This is a genomic window from Vibrio sp. Hep-1b-8 (assembly GCF_006124995.1).
Taxonomy (GTDB): domain Bacteria; phylum Pseudomonadota; class Gammaproteobacteria; order Enterobacterales; family Vibrionaceae; genus Vibrio.
The window spans coordinates 15557-29304 of record NZ_QEWN01000127.1 but is presented as its reverse complement, the minus strand read 5'-3'; the positions used below and the strand labels follow the sequence as shown (position 1 = coordinate 29304).

12 protein-coding genes are annotated in these 13748 nt (G+C 45.9%); 4 read left to right on the top strand and 8 right to left on the bottom strand.

Annotated features, from left to right (window positions below; translation table 11 throughout):
* Positions 1-47: 47 nt before the first annotated feature.
* Genes rbsB through rbsD form a run of 4 tightly spaced genes read right to left on the bottom strand, consistent with a single transcriptional unit; the run spans position 48 to position 3916 of the window.
* A complete protein-coding gene (rbsB, locus tag DA100_RS16795) occupies positions 48-926 on the bottom strand; it encodes a ribose ABC transporter substrate-binding protein RbsB (RefSeq protein ID WP_138973180.1) in 879 nt (292 codons plus the stop codon).
* A gap of 60 nt (positions 927-986) precedes the next feature.
* Positions 987-1970, bottom strand: a complete 984-nt coding sequence (gene rbsC / locus DA100_RS16790) for a ribose ABC transporter permease (RefSeq protein ID WP_138973179.1) — start codon at positions 1968-1970, stop codon at positions 987-989.
* The gene (rbsA, locus tag DA100_RS16785; RefSeq protein WP_138973178.1) at positions 1967-3472 is read right to left on the bottom strand and encodes a ribose ABC transporter ATP-binding protein RbsA; all 1506 of its coding nucleotides are present in this window, start codon (positions 3470-3472) and stop codon (positions 1967-1969) included. The genes rbsC and rbsA overlap by 4 nt, the downstream gene beginning before the upstream one ends.
* A gap of 24 nt (positions 3473-3496) precedes the next feature.
* Positions 3497-3916 carry a D-ribose pyranase gene (gene rbsD, locus DA100_RS16780; protein WP_138973177.1) on the bottom strand — a complete coding sequence of 140 codons (420 nt, stop codon included), beginning with the start codon at positions 3914-3916 and terminating at the stop codon, positions 3497-3499.
* A gap of 309 nt (positions 3917-4225) precedes the next feature.
* On the opposite strand from rbsD, the gene DA100_RS16775 reads away from it, so the two are divergent.
* Positions 4226-4489, top strand: coding sequence for a DUF3012 domain-containing protein (locus DA100_RS16775; RefSeq protein WP_138973176.1), 264 nt, complete (start codon positions 4226-4228; stop codon positions 4487-4489).
* Positions 4490-4551: 62 nt separating this feature from the next.
* Here the strand turns inward: DA100_RS16775 and DA100_RS16770 are convergent, their stop codons facing one another.
* The 4 genes from DA100_RS16770 to DA100_RS16755 all read right to left on the bottom strand — a co-directional run bounded on the left by DA100_RS16770 (position 4552) and on the right by DA100_RS16755 (position 8509).
* Positions 4552-5220 carry a LuxR C-terminal-related transcriptional regulator gene (locus tag DA100_RS16770; protein ID WP_138973175.1) on the bottom strand — a complete coding sequence of 223 codons (669 nt, stop codon included), beginning with the start codon at positions 5218-5220 and terminating at the stop codon, positions 4552-4554.
* Between the two features lie 207 nt (positions 5221-5427).
* Positions 5428-6411, bottom strand: coding sequence for a trypsin-like serine protease (locus tag DA100_RS16765; RefSeq protein WP_138973247.1), 984 nt, complete (start codon positions 6409-6411; stop codon positions 5428-5430).
* Positions 6412-6511: 100 nt separating this feature from the next.
* Positions 6512-7630 carry a glycine cleavage system aminomethyltransferase GcvT gene (gcvT, locus tag DA100_RS16760; RefSeq protein ID WP_138973174.1) on the bottom strand — a complete coding sequence of 373 codons (1119 nt, stop codon included), beginning with the start codon at positions 7628-7630 and terminating at the stop codon, positions 6512-6514.
* 258 nt (positions 7631-7888) lie between these two features.
* The gene (locus DA100_RS16755) at positions 7889-8509 is read right to left on the bottom strand and encodes an XRE family transcriptional regulator (protein ID WP_138973173.1); all 621 of its coding nucleotides are present in this window, start codon (positions 8507-8509) and stop codon (positions 7889-7891) included.
* Positions 8510-8881: 372 nt separating this feature from the next.
* On the opposite strand from DA100_RS16755, the gene DA100_RS16750 reads away from it, so the two are divergent.
* The 3 genes from DA100_RS16750 (at position 8882) to gcvP (ending at position 13580) form a co-directional block, all read left to right on the top strand.
* On the top strand, positions 8882-10177 hold the full coding sequence (locus DA100_RS16750) for a serine hydroxymethyltransferase (RefSeq protein WP_138973172.1): 1296 nt from the start codon (positions 8882-8884) through the stop codon (positions 10175-10177).
* 36 nt (positions 10178-10213) lie between these two features.
* Entirely contained in the window at positions 10214-10594 is a 381-nt protein-coding gene (gcvH, locus tag DA100_RS16745) for a glycine cleavage system protein GcvH (RefSeq protein ID WP_138973171.1), read from the top strand.
* Between the two features lie 121 nt (positions 10595-10715).
* Complete coding sequence (gcvP, locus tag DA100_RS16740; protein ID WP_138973170.1) at positions 10716-13580, top strand: aminomethyl-transferring glycine dehydrogenase; 2865 nt, start codon at positions 10716-10718, stop codon at positions 13578-13580.
* Positions 13581-13748 lie beyond the last annotated feature (168 nt).

The window sequence follows — 13748 nt, the reverse complement described above, 5'->3', positions numbered from 1 at the left end:
GGCTATTCGCCCTCCGCACCCTGTTTAGGCGGGAGGGCTAAGCGATATTATTTAGTGATCACTTTTAGCGGTACTGGGATGTACGCTTCAACCGCTGAACCTTTCAGTACTTTATCCGCGGTTTCAATGCCAAGCGCACCGATTAGGTCCGGTTGCTGCGCGATAGTTGCAGACAATTTGCCACGGTTTACCGCTGCAATACCGTCGTCAGTACCATCGAAGCCGACAATCATCACATCTTTACCTGAAGCTTGAACCGCACGTAGCGCACCAAGAGCCATTTCATCGTTCTGAGCGAACACAGCCTGAACGTCTGGGTTAGCCGCGAGTAGGTTTTCCATCACGTTAAGACCTTTAGTACGGTCAAAGTCTGCCGGTTGGCTCGCAAGAACTTCCATTTCGCTGCCTTTAACCGCGTTCATGAAACCTTCGCCACGCTCACGAGCTGCTGATGTACCCGCGATACCTTCAAGCTGGATAACTTTCGCTTTCATACCCACTTTTTCAACGATGAAGTTACCTGCCATTTCGCCACCAACAATGTTGTCTGAGGCAATGTGACTCACTACTTCACCACGGCTAGCACCACGGTCTAGTGTTAGAACAGGGATATTAGAGCGGTTTGCCATACGAATTGCATTCGATACTGCATCAGAATCCGTTGGGTTGATCAGAATCGCTTTTACACCACGAATGGTTAAGTCTTCAATATTTGATAGTTCTTTGCTTGGGTCGTTCTGTGAGTCCAGAACAATCAGGTCGTAACCTAGCTCTTTAGCTTTCGCTTCTGCGCCATCTTTCATCGTTACAAAAAATGGGTTGTTCAGCGTCGACAGTACGATTGCCATCGTGTCCTGTGCTTGCGCCGATACAGAAACGGTTGAAGAAAGTAGTGCTGCAGAGATTAAAGTTGCGAGTTTTTTCATTTTCTCAGTCCTTGTGTAGGGCGAGCCAAGACACGTCACTTGGCTCTATTTAGTTATGATTTACTTGTTTTTGTTGTCGACCAGTACCGCAAGCAAAATAACAACTGCTTTCGCGATCATTTGGTAGTAAGACGAAACATCGAGTAGGTTGAGCGCATTGTTGAGGAAGCCGATGATTAGTGCTCCAATCAAGGTTCCCATAATTCTGCCCTTACCTCCCATCAAGCTAGTGCCACCCAATACCACAGCAGCGATAGCGTCTAGCTCATAGCCCATACCCGCAGTCGGTTGAGCAGAAGAGAGTCGAGAAGTCACGATGATGCCTGCCAATGCAGCGAGTAAGCCACAGATGGCGTATACGCCAATTTTTACACGATCAACGTTGATACCAGATAAACGGGTTGCCGATTCGTTACCGCCCAAGGCGTAGACGTAGCGACCAAAACGGGTATGATTCAGCAGATACCACGCAGCAGCAAACACAATCACCATTAACCAAACCGGTACTGGAATGCCTAGTGCGTAGCCCGTACCAAACCAAGCAAACGCATCCGCCGTATCAGTAAAGCCTGTAGAAATAGGACGACCGTCGGTGTAAACCATAGTGACGCCACGAAGCAAAGTCATGGTTACCAAGGTAGCGATAAACGCTTGCACCTTGCCTTTAGCGATAATGACACCACTGATAGCACCCAGTGCGGCACCCGCTAGCAGAGCGGTTGGCACCGCAATCAGGACAGGCACTTCCATTGCGATAAGGCTCGCGGCAAACGCACCGCAAAGTGCCAGTACCGAGCCAACGCTAAGGTCAATACCCGCCGTAAGAATGACCAATGTCATACCGACCGCAATAATTGCATTGACGGACGTTTGGCGTAGAATGTTGAGAATATTGTCAACGGTAAAAAAGTTCGGGTTTAAAAACGATACGACGACAATTAAGAATAGAAGTGCGATCAAAGACTTTTGTTCAATCAACCACTCTTTGCTAAACAGCTTCTTGCCGTTTGTTTGTGTTGGTTTGCTCATGGTATTGGTACTCATGCTGCTTCCTCGTTAATCTTTTTGCCTACGGCACAGGCGAGTAGTTTTTCTTGATCGGCGTCTTTAGCATTGAACTCGCCGCTAATTCGTCCTTCATGCATCACTATGATTCTGTCACTCATACCCAGAACTTCCGGCATCTCTGACGAGACAAGAATGATGCTCATACCGTCGGCTTTAAACTTATTGATCAGTTGATAGATTTCTTTCTTGGCACCAACGTCTACACCGCGTGTCGGTTCATCCAAAATTAGGACTTTCGGCTTGGTCATTAGGCCTTTCGCAATCGCCACTTTCTGCTGATTACCGCCTGATAAGTTGCCAATGATCTGATCACGTGTCGGTGTTTTGATGTTGAAAAGTTTGATAAAGTCTTCAACGGCAATAATTTCGTCTTGGTGCTGGATTCGACCACCTTTTGCCAGCTTATCGAGCGCACATAAAGACATGTTTTCTTTGACCGAAAGCCCCAGAATCAATCCGTCTCCTTTACGATCTTCAGAGATGTACGCAATCCCATTCGCCAAGCCATCTTGTGGGCTGACTGGGTTGATGGTTTTATTGTCGAGATTGATGACACCTCGTTCACTTGGCAGTGCTCCGTAGATCACCTTCATCAGTTCAGTTCGTCCCGCGCCCATAAGACCGGATACACCCAAGATCTCACCGCGTTTGAGCGTGAAGCTCACATCCTGGATGCCTGAACCCGTTAAGCCAATCACTTCAAGGCAGGTTTCACCATGGCGGACATCAATGCGTGGGTATTGTTCATCAAGCTTACGCCCAACCATCATTTCGATTAGGCCATCTTCATCGGTATCCGACACCTGACATTGACCAATGAACTTGCCGTCACGCAAAACGGTAATATCATCGCAAATTTCAAAAATCTCTTTGAGACGATGAGAGATGTAAACAATGCCACATCCTTGAGCGCGTAACTCGTTGATGACATTAAACAGCGACTCTGTTTCAGTATCAGTCAACGCGTCTGTCGGCTCATCCATAATGATGACTTTTGATTCGAACGACAGTGCCTTCGCGATTTCAACCATCTGTTGTTCGCCCAAGCTAAGCTCGCCAAGCAAGGTGCTTGATGGATGTTTAACGTTAAGGCGGCCAAGCAACCGATCGGCTTCTTGGTACATCTTGTGCCACTGAATGCCACCAAACGCGTTGGTAAACTCACGGCCAAGGAAAATGTTTTCGGCAATCGTCAGTTCAGGGATCAGATTCAGCTCTTGGTGAATAATACTGATGCCCGCCTCTTGAGAGTCGCGAGGTCCTTTAAATGCTGCGGTTTGGCCTTGGTATTGAATGGTGCCCGCATCTTTGCTGTAGATACCAGTCAGTACTTTCATCAAGGTCGATTTGCCGGCACCATTCTCTCCCATCAGGGCCATGACACGCCCAGGGTAGACATTCAGGCTCGCCTTATCTAACGCCTTAACGCCAGGGAATGCTTTCTCAATCGAGCTCAACTGTAGGATAGCTTGAGTCATAACTCTTCCTTACTATTGCGAGGGTTAGAAAACCACGCCCGCTTGAAATATGACGTTTGCATAAGGAGTACACTCGCCCGTACGAACGACTGCTCGACTCTGTCGGGTACGCGCTTTAAATTCCTCATGTGACACATAGGAAATAGAGATCTCTTTACCGCAACGCACACTCTCTGCAAGTAGCTCAACTTTCAGCGCCTCATGGAGTTCTGGACTAACCGTTGCAAATTCTTGCGCAACCACTACGCCTTCAATTTGAGATTCAGACAACATCACTTTAACGGTTTCCATAAACGACGGAACACCATGTGTCAGGGCTAAATCAATACGCTGAACCTCGTCTGGTATTGGTAATCCTGCGTCACAAATCGTTATCTCATCGGTATGACCTAACGTCGCTACCAAGTACGAAAGCTCAGAATTTATTAGGGTACTTTTCTTCATCTCATCGACCTATCAAATACACGTTTACAAAATGGTGAGTCTTGATTTCACTATCAGATTTGTTATTGAGAAAAAACTCATCGAAACGTTTCGATAGAATAATAGTCGCTCACCTAATAAATTCGAGAGCGAGATAAGTAGAGTGTGAATTTGATCTTCTTTGGCAACCACTATTGTTCGTACAGAGTGATTCAGATCACGCCATCGAAACGTTTCGATAGGCTATTTTCTTTATTTTTTCATTCCCCAAACACCAAACCCGACCGTTTTAGGTATAGTGACGTCCACTGACAACCTTTGGAAAACAAAATGAAGAAAATCATACTTTCTGTAGTCACTCTTCTTGCACTAAATGCCTGCAAAGCTGAGGTGGGTACTCAAGCGTGGTGTGACGAGATGGCGGACAAACCAAAAAGTGAATGGAACGCTCAAGGTACCGTCGATTACGCTAAGCACTGTGTGTTACTCGATGCGGTTGGAAGCGAAGCTTGGTGTAGTGATCTCGAAGATAAACCAAAAGGTGACTGGAGCGCCAATGAAGCGACCAGTTACGCGAAACATTGCGTATTCTAAACAACAAAGGTCTGGTGTTATCCAGACCTTTGTATTTCATTGATTGAGATGAGATTGTAAAACTAAACGCGCTCTTCTAGCGAAATGTTGTTATTAGCCCATAACAAGGCTTGCAGGCGATTTTTCGCATTGATCTTCTTAAAGATATTATGAAGATGCGTTTTAACCGTATTCTCACTGACGAACAGTTCGTCTGCAATTTGGATATTTGACGCACCGTGACCAAGTAAACGCATGATCTCCTTCTCACGTTTAGTGAGGTTGGCATAAGCCTGAGACGTGGTCACTGTATTGGCACAGCGGAAATGCTCGATGTAGTCTTGCGCGACTTTTCGCGATAGCCACATCTCATCTCTCATTATTTTTTCCATGCCTTTAAGCAGCAGAGGAACTTCGTCATCAAGGTAAAAGACCCCAACCAAATTGCGCCATTTAAACAGTTGGCTTGAAGACGCATCAATTGGGCAATTGAAAACAATTTCTTTGATCGTAGCATCGCTATAAGATTTGGCGCTGCTATAGTACTCAAACTTGCTATCATCCAAATAGTGGTAATCAATAAGCACTAAGCTATCTAATTGCCCCTGCCCTTCATCCATTGCTTGCAAAGTATCAGCTGTCACTATGCTAACTTGTAATCCTAAGCCCTTCTCCAAAGAGTCCTTAAGCAGTTTAGATTGCATGCTTACATCAGAAATCAGAGTAATCTTGTCGTTATCACGGTTAGTCATAATGGGTCCCTGCACACGTTGTTGATAAATTAAAACTATCGTTTAGAACTAAATAGTCAACATGTTGATTAAGCAAGTGAATTAAACTACCGCCATTTAATTCATGGTAATCATGGGCTTAGAACTAATTTCTTATTTTTGAGAACACACCGAGTTATCTGTTAGGCGATTCACAACAACAAAAAAATCATACCAGAAGAATGACGGTTAACTACGCTGTTGCAGATAAGAAGACTTACGACGCCATAGAGCAATACCACTCAAGATAAGTAGTCCCAACCAACTGTTTGCCCCACCCGAGCTATTTGCGTTTATCGAATTGAGGTAACTGATTCGCTGCGCATCGTTGACCGTCACTTTTGGCGTTTCTGAACCATTGAGTACTGAACTTATCCAGGCCCGATGGTCTGACACCTCTGTAAATATTGAATTGGCAATCACACTCATATCACCACAAGTCGTTGGACCAAAACTGGTAATGCCTACCTGCTTGTTGTTCCAGAATAATGGGCCACCGGAATCCCCCTGACAGGTTGCATTATCACGACCATTTTGGCTTGACGCTCCGTCCATGCATAAATTCGCTGACGTATCGACATTGTATAAATCACAGTTCGAATTGCTAACGTAGCGCAGCAGAGTTTCCTGAAGAGCCTCGCTATCGTCATAACCAGACTGGGTATTACCATGACCAACCGCAAAGAAAGGATCATCTGAACTGATACCTCGATAGTTGGTAGCATCGGTACTGCTTGCGAGATCGGCGTAATCGAACACGGCGGTAATAGGCTGGGACAGCTTCAAAATAGCAATATCATTGGCTAAAGTATCGTTGTTGTAGTTGTCTGGGTAATAGTATTCACTCACCATCACTCGCTGTGTGATAGCGTTGGGAAAGTCCGACTCATTCTGAAGTTGGGGAACGACTGAGGTAAACAGCTGGGTGTTGGTATCGCCATAAATACAGTGCGCCGCCGTCAGTACATAGTACTGTGTTAACAGCGTGGCACCACAGTACGGCGACGTACCATATATACGATCATAATCAATACGATCGTACATGAGACTCGTAAAAGAGGGATACTTGGTTGCACTAATACCATTACCATTTACTACATATGGCGTAATTTCAACACTGGTATAAGCGCTGGTTACATATAAACTAGAAAGTAAAACGGCTAACTTTCGAATCACGGCTCGCTCTCCATAGCACTTGGGTACTATATAAGTATAAAAAAACCTCTCAGAATTGAGAGGTTTTATCACAAGAATTTATTTTGGTCACGAAATGTTAACCTCGGCAATACCTTTGCGGAACAAATGGCATTTTTTCAACAGTCATTGGTAGCTTCTTACCACGTACATCTGCAAACAGTTCTGTGCCAATAGCAGTAAGGTCTGCACGCACATAAGCCATAGAAACTGGCTTACCCGCATTAGGACCAGCAGTACCACTCGTCACGATACCCACTTTATTATCCTGAGCGTCAAACAGCTCTGTACCTTCACGAACTGGCGCTTTAGTTTGACCGACTAGACCAACACGCTTGCGAGAAACATCTTTACTTTCAATCTGGTTTAGAATGATATCTGCACCAGGGAAGCCACCTTCGCGCTCACCACCGATGCGACGAACCTTCTGAATACCCCAAAGTAGGCTTGCTTCCACTGGTGATGTGGTTACATCAAGATCATGACCGTATAAGCATAAACCACACTCTAAACGAAGTGAGTCACGTGCACCGAGACCAATCCACTCAACTTCTTCTTCGTTTGTCAGTTTTTGCGCCAGCTCTTGAGCATGGGTGTTCGGTACCGAGATTTCATAACCATCTTCACCCGTGTAACCACTGCGGCTAACGATACACTCTACGCCAAGAATCTCTAGCTTCTTCACATCCATAAAAAGCATATCGGCAACTTGTGGGTTGAATCGCTTGAGAACGTCTACAGCCTTAGGGCCCTGAAGCGCAAGAAGAGCACGATCATCAATCACTTCCAGCTCTACGCCAGACGGTAGGTGCGCTTCCAGATGGTCAATATCCTGTTGCTTACATGCCGCATTGACAACAACAAATAGATGATCGCCTAAGTTAGCCACCATCAAATCATCCATAATGCCGCCCTGTTCATTGGTAAAGAACGCGTAGCGCTGGTTGCCAGAAGGCAGATCGATAATATCAACAGGAATCAGTGACTCAAGAAACTCCGCTGCGCCCTCACCATGAAGACGAAGCTGTCCCATGTGCGACACATCAAACAGGCCTGCCTCATCACGCGTATGTAGATGCTCTTTTTTAACACCAAGTTTGTACTGAACTGGCATATCATAACCAGCGAAAGGTACCATCTTTGCGCCAGCTTCAACGTGCAGTGCGTGCAAAGGTGTTTTGAGTAGTTCTTGAGTCATTGTTGTCTCCATTTAGTCAGGTTCGTTTTCCATTCAAGGAAACCTTGTTTCCAATAATAAACACGAGTAGATAGAATTTGCACGATTAACAAGATCAGAACCGTTCAAAATGTGACATTTAACATCATATTCACAATAAAGACTGAAAATAAAAACGCCACCTTGACGAACAAATCGTCAAGATGGCGGTATTGTATTCATGCTCAACCCAAAAGCAACCGTTTGCATTCACTATAAGAAATTAACAAACCGTTCACGTTACTTTGCAGTAACCCACAAAATGTGCGCGTCTTGCTCACTGGTTGAGACCAACATATGCCCCATATTGGCATCATAATAGACGCTATCACCTGCATGCATTTCTACTGGTTCATAGAATTCGGAATAGAACATTACTGAACCAGATAAAATCAGTAGAAACTCCTCTCCGTCATGTCGCACCCAATCGGTGTACTCATCAAAGCTTCGAGCGTGGACCTGACTCTTAAATGGCATCATTTTCTTGTTAGATAGTTGCGTAGCCAGAAGCTCATGCTCATAGGTAGGTGTAGGATGCGGTTTACCCTGATTTGCCTTGGTAATATCTCTACGCCCTGTTGCCACCTTTTTTCTAGGTGGTTCAAACAGTTGCGGCATATCTATCTGCAATCCAGATGCCAATTTCTGCATCGCTTGGAAGGTTGGAGAGATCTGCTCATTCTCGATTTTACTTAACGTCGAACGCGCCAACCCTGTACGCTGACTCGCCTCTTCTAATGTAATGCCCAACTTGCCACGAATATCTTTAATTCGCTGCCCCAGTTTTAGCGGTTCAATGTTTTCTTCAGCCTCTTTGGCCAGAGTCAAAGATGGATAATCATCAAAGATATCTTCGGGCATATTTCCCTCTTAATTTCTACTACTTCCTGTCTCATTTTTCATTGTGCACGAAGCGTAAAGTGGAAGAAAGGTTCGAATGAGAAATAAACCGTGCTCTTGTTAACAAAAATAGAAACCTTGTTTCCAATAGGAAATTTTTGGTTGATTGTTCCTTTCACAACCGTTATGTTACCAACTTGTTAGTTGTAGAGATGTTGTTTCGGAAGCCAAATGTTGAGGAATTTAACCCTTGGTTTCAGTTTTCCCCGCTATTTTGGGGTATGGAAATTCACCCTGCTCGTGCATAGAAATGAGCAGACAAAGAAGTAGAACTGACGAGAACCAATTAGCGTATATAAAAATCTCGTTGGCACGAATGGAAGGTCATCTACCATGAACAAACCGTTTCAAAATCATAGCCTAGAGAACTTTTTCTCTACTAACCTTGCTGCTACTGATGATGCTGTATTCGCTGGCATCCAAGCCGAGTTCACTCGTCAAAACGAACAAATTGAGCTTATCGCTTCTGAGAACATTGTTTCTAAAGCGGTAATGCAAGCACAAGGAACGTGTTTAACAAACAAATACGCAGAAGGTTATCCTGGCCGCCGCTATTACGGTGGTTGTGAACACGTAGATACGGTTGAGTCTATCGCTATTGAACGCGCAAAACAGTTGTTCAAGTGTGAATATGTCAACGTTCAGCCTCACTCTGGCGCTCAAGCAAACGGTGCGGTAAAACTGGCTCTACTTCAACCTGGTGATACCATCCTAGGTATGTCTCTAGACGCAGGTGGTCACCTGACTCACGGTGCTCGCCCTGCACTTTCAGGCAAATGGTTCAACGCAGTACAGTATGGCGTTGACCGTGAAACACTTGAAATCAACTATGAAGATGTTCGCGCATTAGCGGTTGAACACAAGCCTAAAATGATTATTGCAGGCGGTAGTGCGATTCCACGCACGATTGATTTCGCTAAGTTCCGCGAAATCGCAGACGAAGTGGATGCAATCCTAATGGTCGATATGGCACACATTGCTGGCCTAATCGCGACGGGCGCTCACCCTAGCCCACTACCGCATGCACACGTGGTGACGACCACAACTCATAAAACACTACGTGGCCCTCGCGGCGGCATGATTCTGACCAACCACGAAGAGATCATCAAAAAGATCAACTCAGCCGTTTTCCCTGGCCTTCAAGGCGGCCCATTAATGCACGTTATCGCAGCTAAAGCTGTCGCATTTGGTGAGGCATTAGGTCCTGAATTTGCAACTTATATAGATTCAGTGATCGACAACGCAAAAGTTCTTGCGGAAGTATTGCAAACTCGCGGTTGTGACATTGTGACTGGCGGTACAGATACGCACCTAATGCTGGTTGACCTTCGTCCGAAAGGGCTAAAAGGCAACAAAGCGGAAGAAGCTCTGGAACGTGCTGGGATCACATGTAACAAAAATGGCATCCCATTCGATTCAGAGAAGCCTATGATTACATCGGGCATCCGTTTGGGAACGCCTGCGGGAACAAGCCGCGGCTTTGGCGCTGAAGAATTCAAACTCATCGGTAACTGGATTGGCGATGTACTAGACGGGTTAGTTGAAAACCCAGAAGGTAACGCTGAAGTAGAGCAACGTGTTCGCAAAGAAGTAAAAACACTCTGCGCTCGCTTCCCACTTTACCAATAGACAATTTAATACAGTTATTTTTTTGGAGAATAAGCAATGGACAACACACTGAAGTTTGCAGACAGCCATGAATGGGTTCGTGACAACGGTGATGGCACAGTAACTATCGGTATTTCGGAGCACGCACAAGAGATGCTAGGCGACGTTGTATTCGTAGACTTGCCTGCTGTTGAAGACGAAATCGAAGCAGGCGACAGCTTCTCACTTGTTGAGTCTGTAAAAGCAGCGTCGGACATTTACGCCCCAATCACGGGCGAAATCGTTGAAATCAATGAAGATCTAGAAGACAGCCCAGAGCTTATTAACGAAGAACCTTATGAAGGCGGCTGGATTGTTAAAGTGAAGATGTCTGATCCATCAGAGCTAGACAATCTAAAAGACGCAGAAGAGTACCTAAACTCAATCGAAGACGAGTAATTAGGAATACAGCAAAGCTGCCCCGTTTAGGTGGCAGCTTTTTTTCAACGTTCGGACGTATAATCAATATTATCAGCAATGCTGTAATCCGTTACCCGAATGATGGAGTAGGTAAAGGACAATGACTGAATTACTTCAAAGCCTCAGCACACAAAATGAGTTCGTTGCACGCCACAATGGACCAAACAAATCTGACCAACAAAAAATGTTGGAAGCGATCAACGTAGCGAATCTAGATACATTGATCGAAGAGACCGTTCCAGCGCAAATTCGCCTAGAAAAGCCAATGACGCTTGCAGAAGCAAAAAGCGAAGCAGACATGCTCGTTGCCATGCGCGAATTTGCTAACCTTAACCAAATTAAGCGTACCTTTATTGGTCAAGGTTACTACAACACTTTCACACCAAACGTAATTTTACGTAACGTGCTAGAAAACCCAGGTTGGTACACTGCGTACACGCCATACCAACCTGAGATTTCTCAAGGTCGTCTTGAAGCACTGCTTAACTACCAGCAGATGGTCATGGATCTTACTGCAATGGACATTGCGAACGCATCACTGCTTGACGAAGCAACAGCAGCCGGCGAAGCAATGACTCTGTGTAAGCGTGCAGGTAAGAGCAAGAGCAACGTTTTCTTCGTTGCTGATGACGTTCATCCACAAACGCTTGAAGTCGTCAAAACTCGTGCTAAATACATCGGTTTCGATGTTCAAGTTGGCGCAGTTGAAACACTGGCTGACCAAGACGTGTTCGGTGCATTACTTCAGTACCCAGGCACAACGGGTGAAGTTCGTGATCTGACTGACATCATCACTAAAGCACATGAAAACAAAATTCTAGTAACGGTTGCAACCGACCTACTCGCCTCGGCTCTTATTAAACCTGCGGGTGAAATGGGCGCTGATGTAGTGATCGGTAGTGCTCAACGCTTCGGCGTACCAATGGGCTACGGTGGCCCACACGCTGCATTCATGGCAACACGTGACCAACATAAACGTACGATGCCTGGCCGTGTTATCGGTGTTTCTATCGATGCCAACGGCAACCAAGCGCTACGTATGGCAATGCAGACTCGTGAACAACACATCCGTCGTGAAAAAGCGACCTCGAACATCTGTACTGCACAGGCTCTGCTAGCGAATATGGCCTCTTTCTACGCCGTTTACCACGGAGCAGAAGGTCTGCGTACTATCGCGCGCCGTACTCACCACATGACAGCGATACTTGCGGCCGGCCTTAACAAATCCGGCTTTGAACTGGCTCACAACAGTTTCTTTGACACCATCACTATCAACTCGGCAGACAAAACAGACGAGCTATACGCGAAAGCGCAAGCCGCTGACATCAACCTGCGCAAGCTTGATGGTAAGTTAGGCATCAGCTTCGACGAAACAACAACCACGTCGGATATCGAAGCACTATTTGCAGTATTTGCAGTTAGCCAAGATGTGAATACCCTTTCTTCAGAAATTGCTAGCAACGAATTTGCCGCGATTCCAGAAGCATTGCGTCGTACATCTAAGTACCTGACTCACCCTGTGTTCAACACGCACCACAGCGAAACGCAAATGATGCGTTACCTGAAGCAACTTGAGAACAAAGACTTCTCGCTAACACACGGTATGATCCCACTTGGCAGCTGTACAATGAAGCTTAATGCTGCTGCTGAAATGATCCCAGTGACATGGCCTGAATTTGGCTCAATTCACCCATTCGCACCAATGGATCAAGCCGCAGGCTACTCAGCTCTAGCTAAAGACCTAAAAGAGAAGCTATGTGAAATCACTGGCTACGACGCGTTCTCACTTCAGCCAAACTCTGGTGCATCAGGTGAATACGCAGGTCTTATCGCGATTCAGCGCTACCACGAAAGCCGTGGCGAAGGGCACCGTAATGTGTGCCTGATCCCTAGCTCAGCACATGGTACTAACCCTGCAACAGCGTCTATGGTGTCAATGAAGGTCGTCGTTGTTAAGTGTGATGACGAAGGCAACATCGATATGGCTGACCTAGCCGCTAAAATCGAAAAGCACGCAGAAAACCTATCAAGCATCATGATCACCTACCCTTCGACGCACGGTGTGTATGAAGAGCAAGTGAAAGAAGTATGTGAAATGGTTCACGCGGCTGGCGGTCAGGTTTACCTAGACGGTGCCAACATGAACGCACAGGTGGGCTTAACGTCTCCAGGCTTTATCGGCTCAGATGTTTCACACCTAAACCTACACAAAACGTTCTGTATCCCACACGGTGGCGGTGGTCCTGGTATGGGTCCTATCGGTGTTAAATCACACCTAGCACCTTTCCTACCTGGTCACATCGAAAATGGTGTTGAAGGCAACGACTACGCGGTATCTGCTGCGGATCTAGGTAGTGCTTCAATCCTGCCAATCTCTTGGGCTTACATCGCGATGATGGGTGAAGCGGGTCTAACAGAAGCAACAAAAGTCGCGATTCTAAACGCAAACTACGTGATGGAGCGTCTACGCCCTCACTACCCTGTACTTTACCGTGGTACTAACGGCCGCGTTGCTCACGAATGTATTATCGACATTCGTCCGCTTAAAGAAGAAACAGGCATCAGCGAAGAAGATATCGCTAAACGTCTTATGGACTACAGATTCCACGCGCCAACGATGTCGTTCCCTGTTGCGGGTACACTGATGGTTGAGCCAACAGAATCTGAAGACCTAGAAGAACTTGACCGCTTCTGTGATGCCATGATTGCTATCCGTGAAGAGATGGACAAAGTCAAAAATGGTGAGTGGCCACTAGATAATAACCCTCTAGTGAAAGCGCCTCACACTCAAGTTGACCTGTCGAAAGATGAATGGGACCGCCCTTACTCGCGTGAGCTAGGCTGCTTCCCATCACCTGCGACTAAGAGCTGGAAGTACTGGCCAACCGTTAACCGTGTAGACAATGTCTACGGTGACCGTAACCTAATCTGCTCTTGTCCAAGTATCGAGAATTACGAAGATTAATTATCTCGTTGATCACAGATAACCGAGTTGGAAACTAACTTGAATAAAAAGGCGAACCGTTTGGTTCGCCTTTTCTTTAAACCTTAGCAAAGTCACCATCCATGGGTACTTTTATCTAGAATGGCTTAGAATCTAAACAGTGTCGATTAACGTAAGGGAGTCAAACTT

Excerpts from the sequence above, each read along its gene's own strand:
- DA100_RS16750 (WP_138973172.1), top strand. The coding sequence starts at position 8,882 with ATGAACAAACCGTTTCAAAATCATAGCCTAGAGAACTTTTTCTCTACT.
- gcvH (WP_138973171.1), top strand. The coding sequence starts at position 10,214 with ATGGACAACACACTGAAGTTTGCAGACAGCCATGAATGGGTTCGTGAC.
- DA100_RS16775 (WP_138973176.1), top strand. The coding sequence starts at position 4,226 with ATGAAGAAAATCATACTTTCTGTAGTCACTCTTCTTGCACTAAATGCC.
- DA100_RS16755 (WP_138973173.1), bottom strand. The coding sequence starts at position 8,509 with ATGCCCGAAGATATCTTTGATGATTATCCATCTTTGACTCTGGCCAAA.
- gcvP (WP_138973170.1), top strand. The coding sequence starts at position 10,716 with ATGACTGAATTACTTCAAAGCCTCAGCACACAAAATGAGTTCGTTGCA.
- DA100_RS16770 (WP_138973175.1), bottom strand. The coding sequence starts at position 5,220 with ATGACTAACCGTGATAACGACAAGATTACTCTGATTTCTGATGTAAGC.
- rbsA (WP_138973178.1), bottom strand. The coding sequence starts at position 3,472 with ATGACTCAAGCTATCCTACAGTTGAGCTCGATTGAGAAAGCATTCCCT.
- rbsD (WP_138973177.1), bottom strand. The coding sequence starts at position 3,916 with ATGAAGAAAAGTACCCTAATAAATTCTGAGCTTTCGTACTTGGTAGCG.
- rbsB (WP_138973180.1), bottom strand. The coding sequence starts at position 926 with ATGAAAAAACTCGCAACTTTAATCTCTGCAGCACTACTTTCTTCAACC.
- rbsC (WP_138973179.1), bottom strand. The coding sequence starts at position 1,970 with ATGAGTACCAATACCATGAGCAAACCAACACAAACAAACGGCAAGAAG.
- gcvT (WP_138973174.1), bottom strand. The coding sequence starts at position 7,630 with ATGACTCAAGAACTACTCAAAACACCTTTGCACGCACTGCACGTTGAA.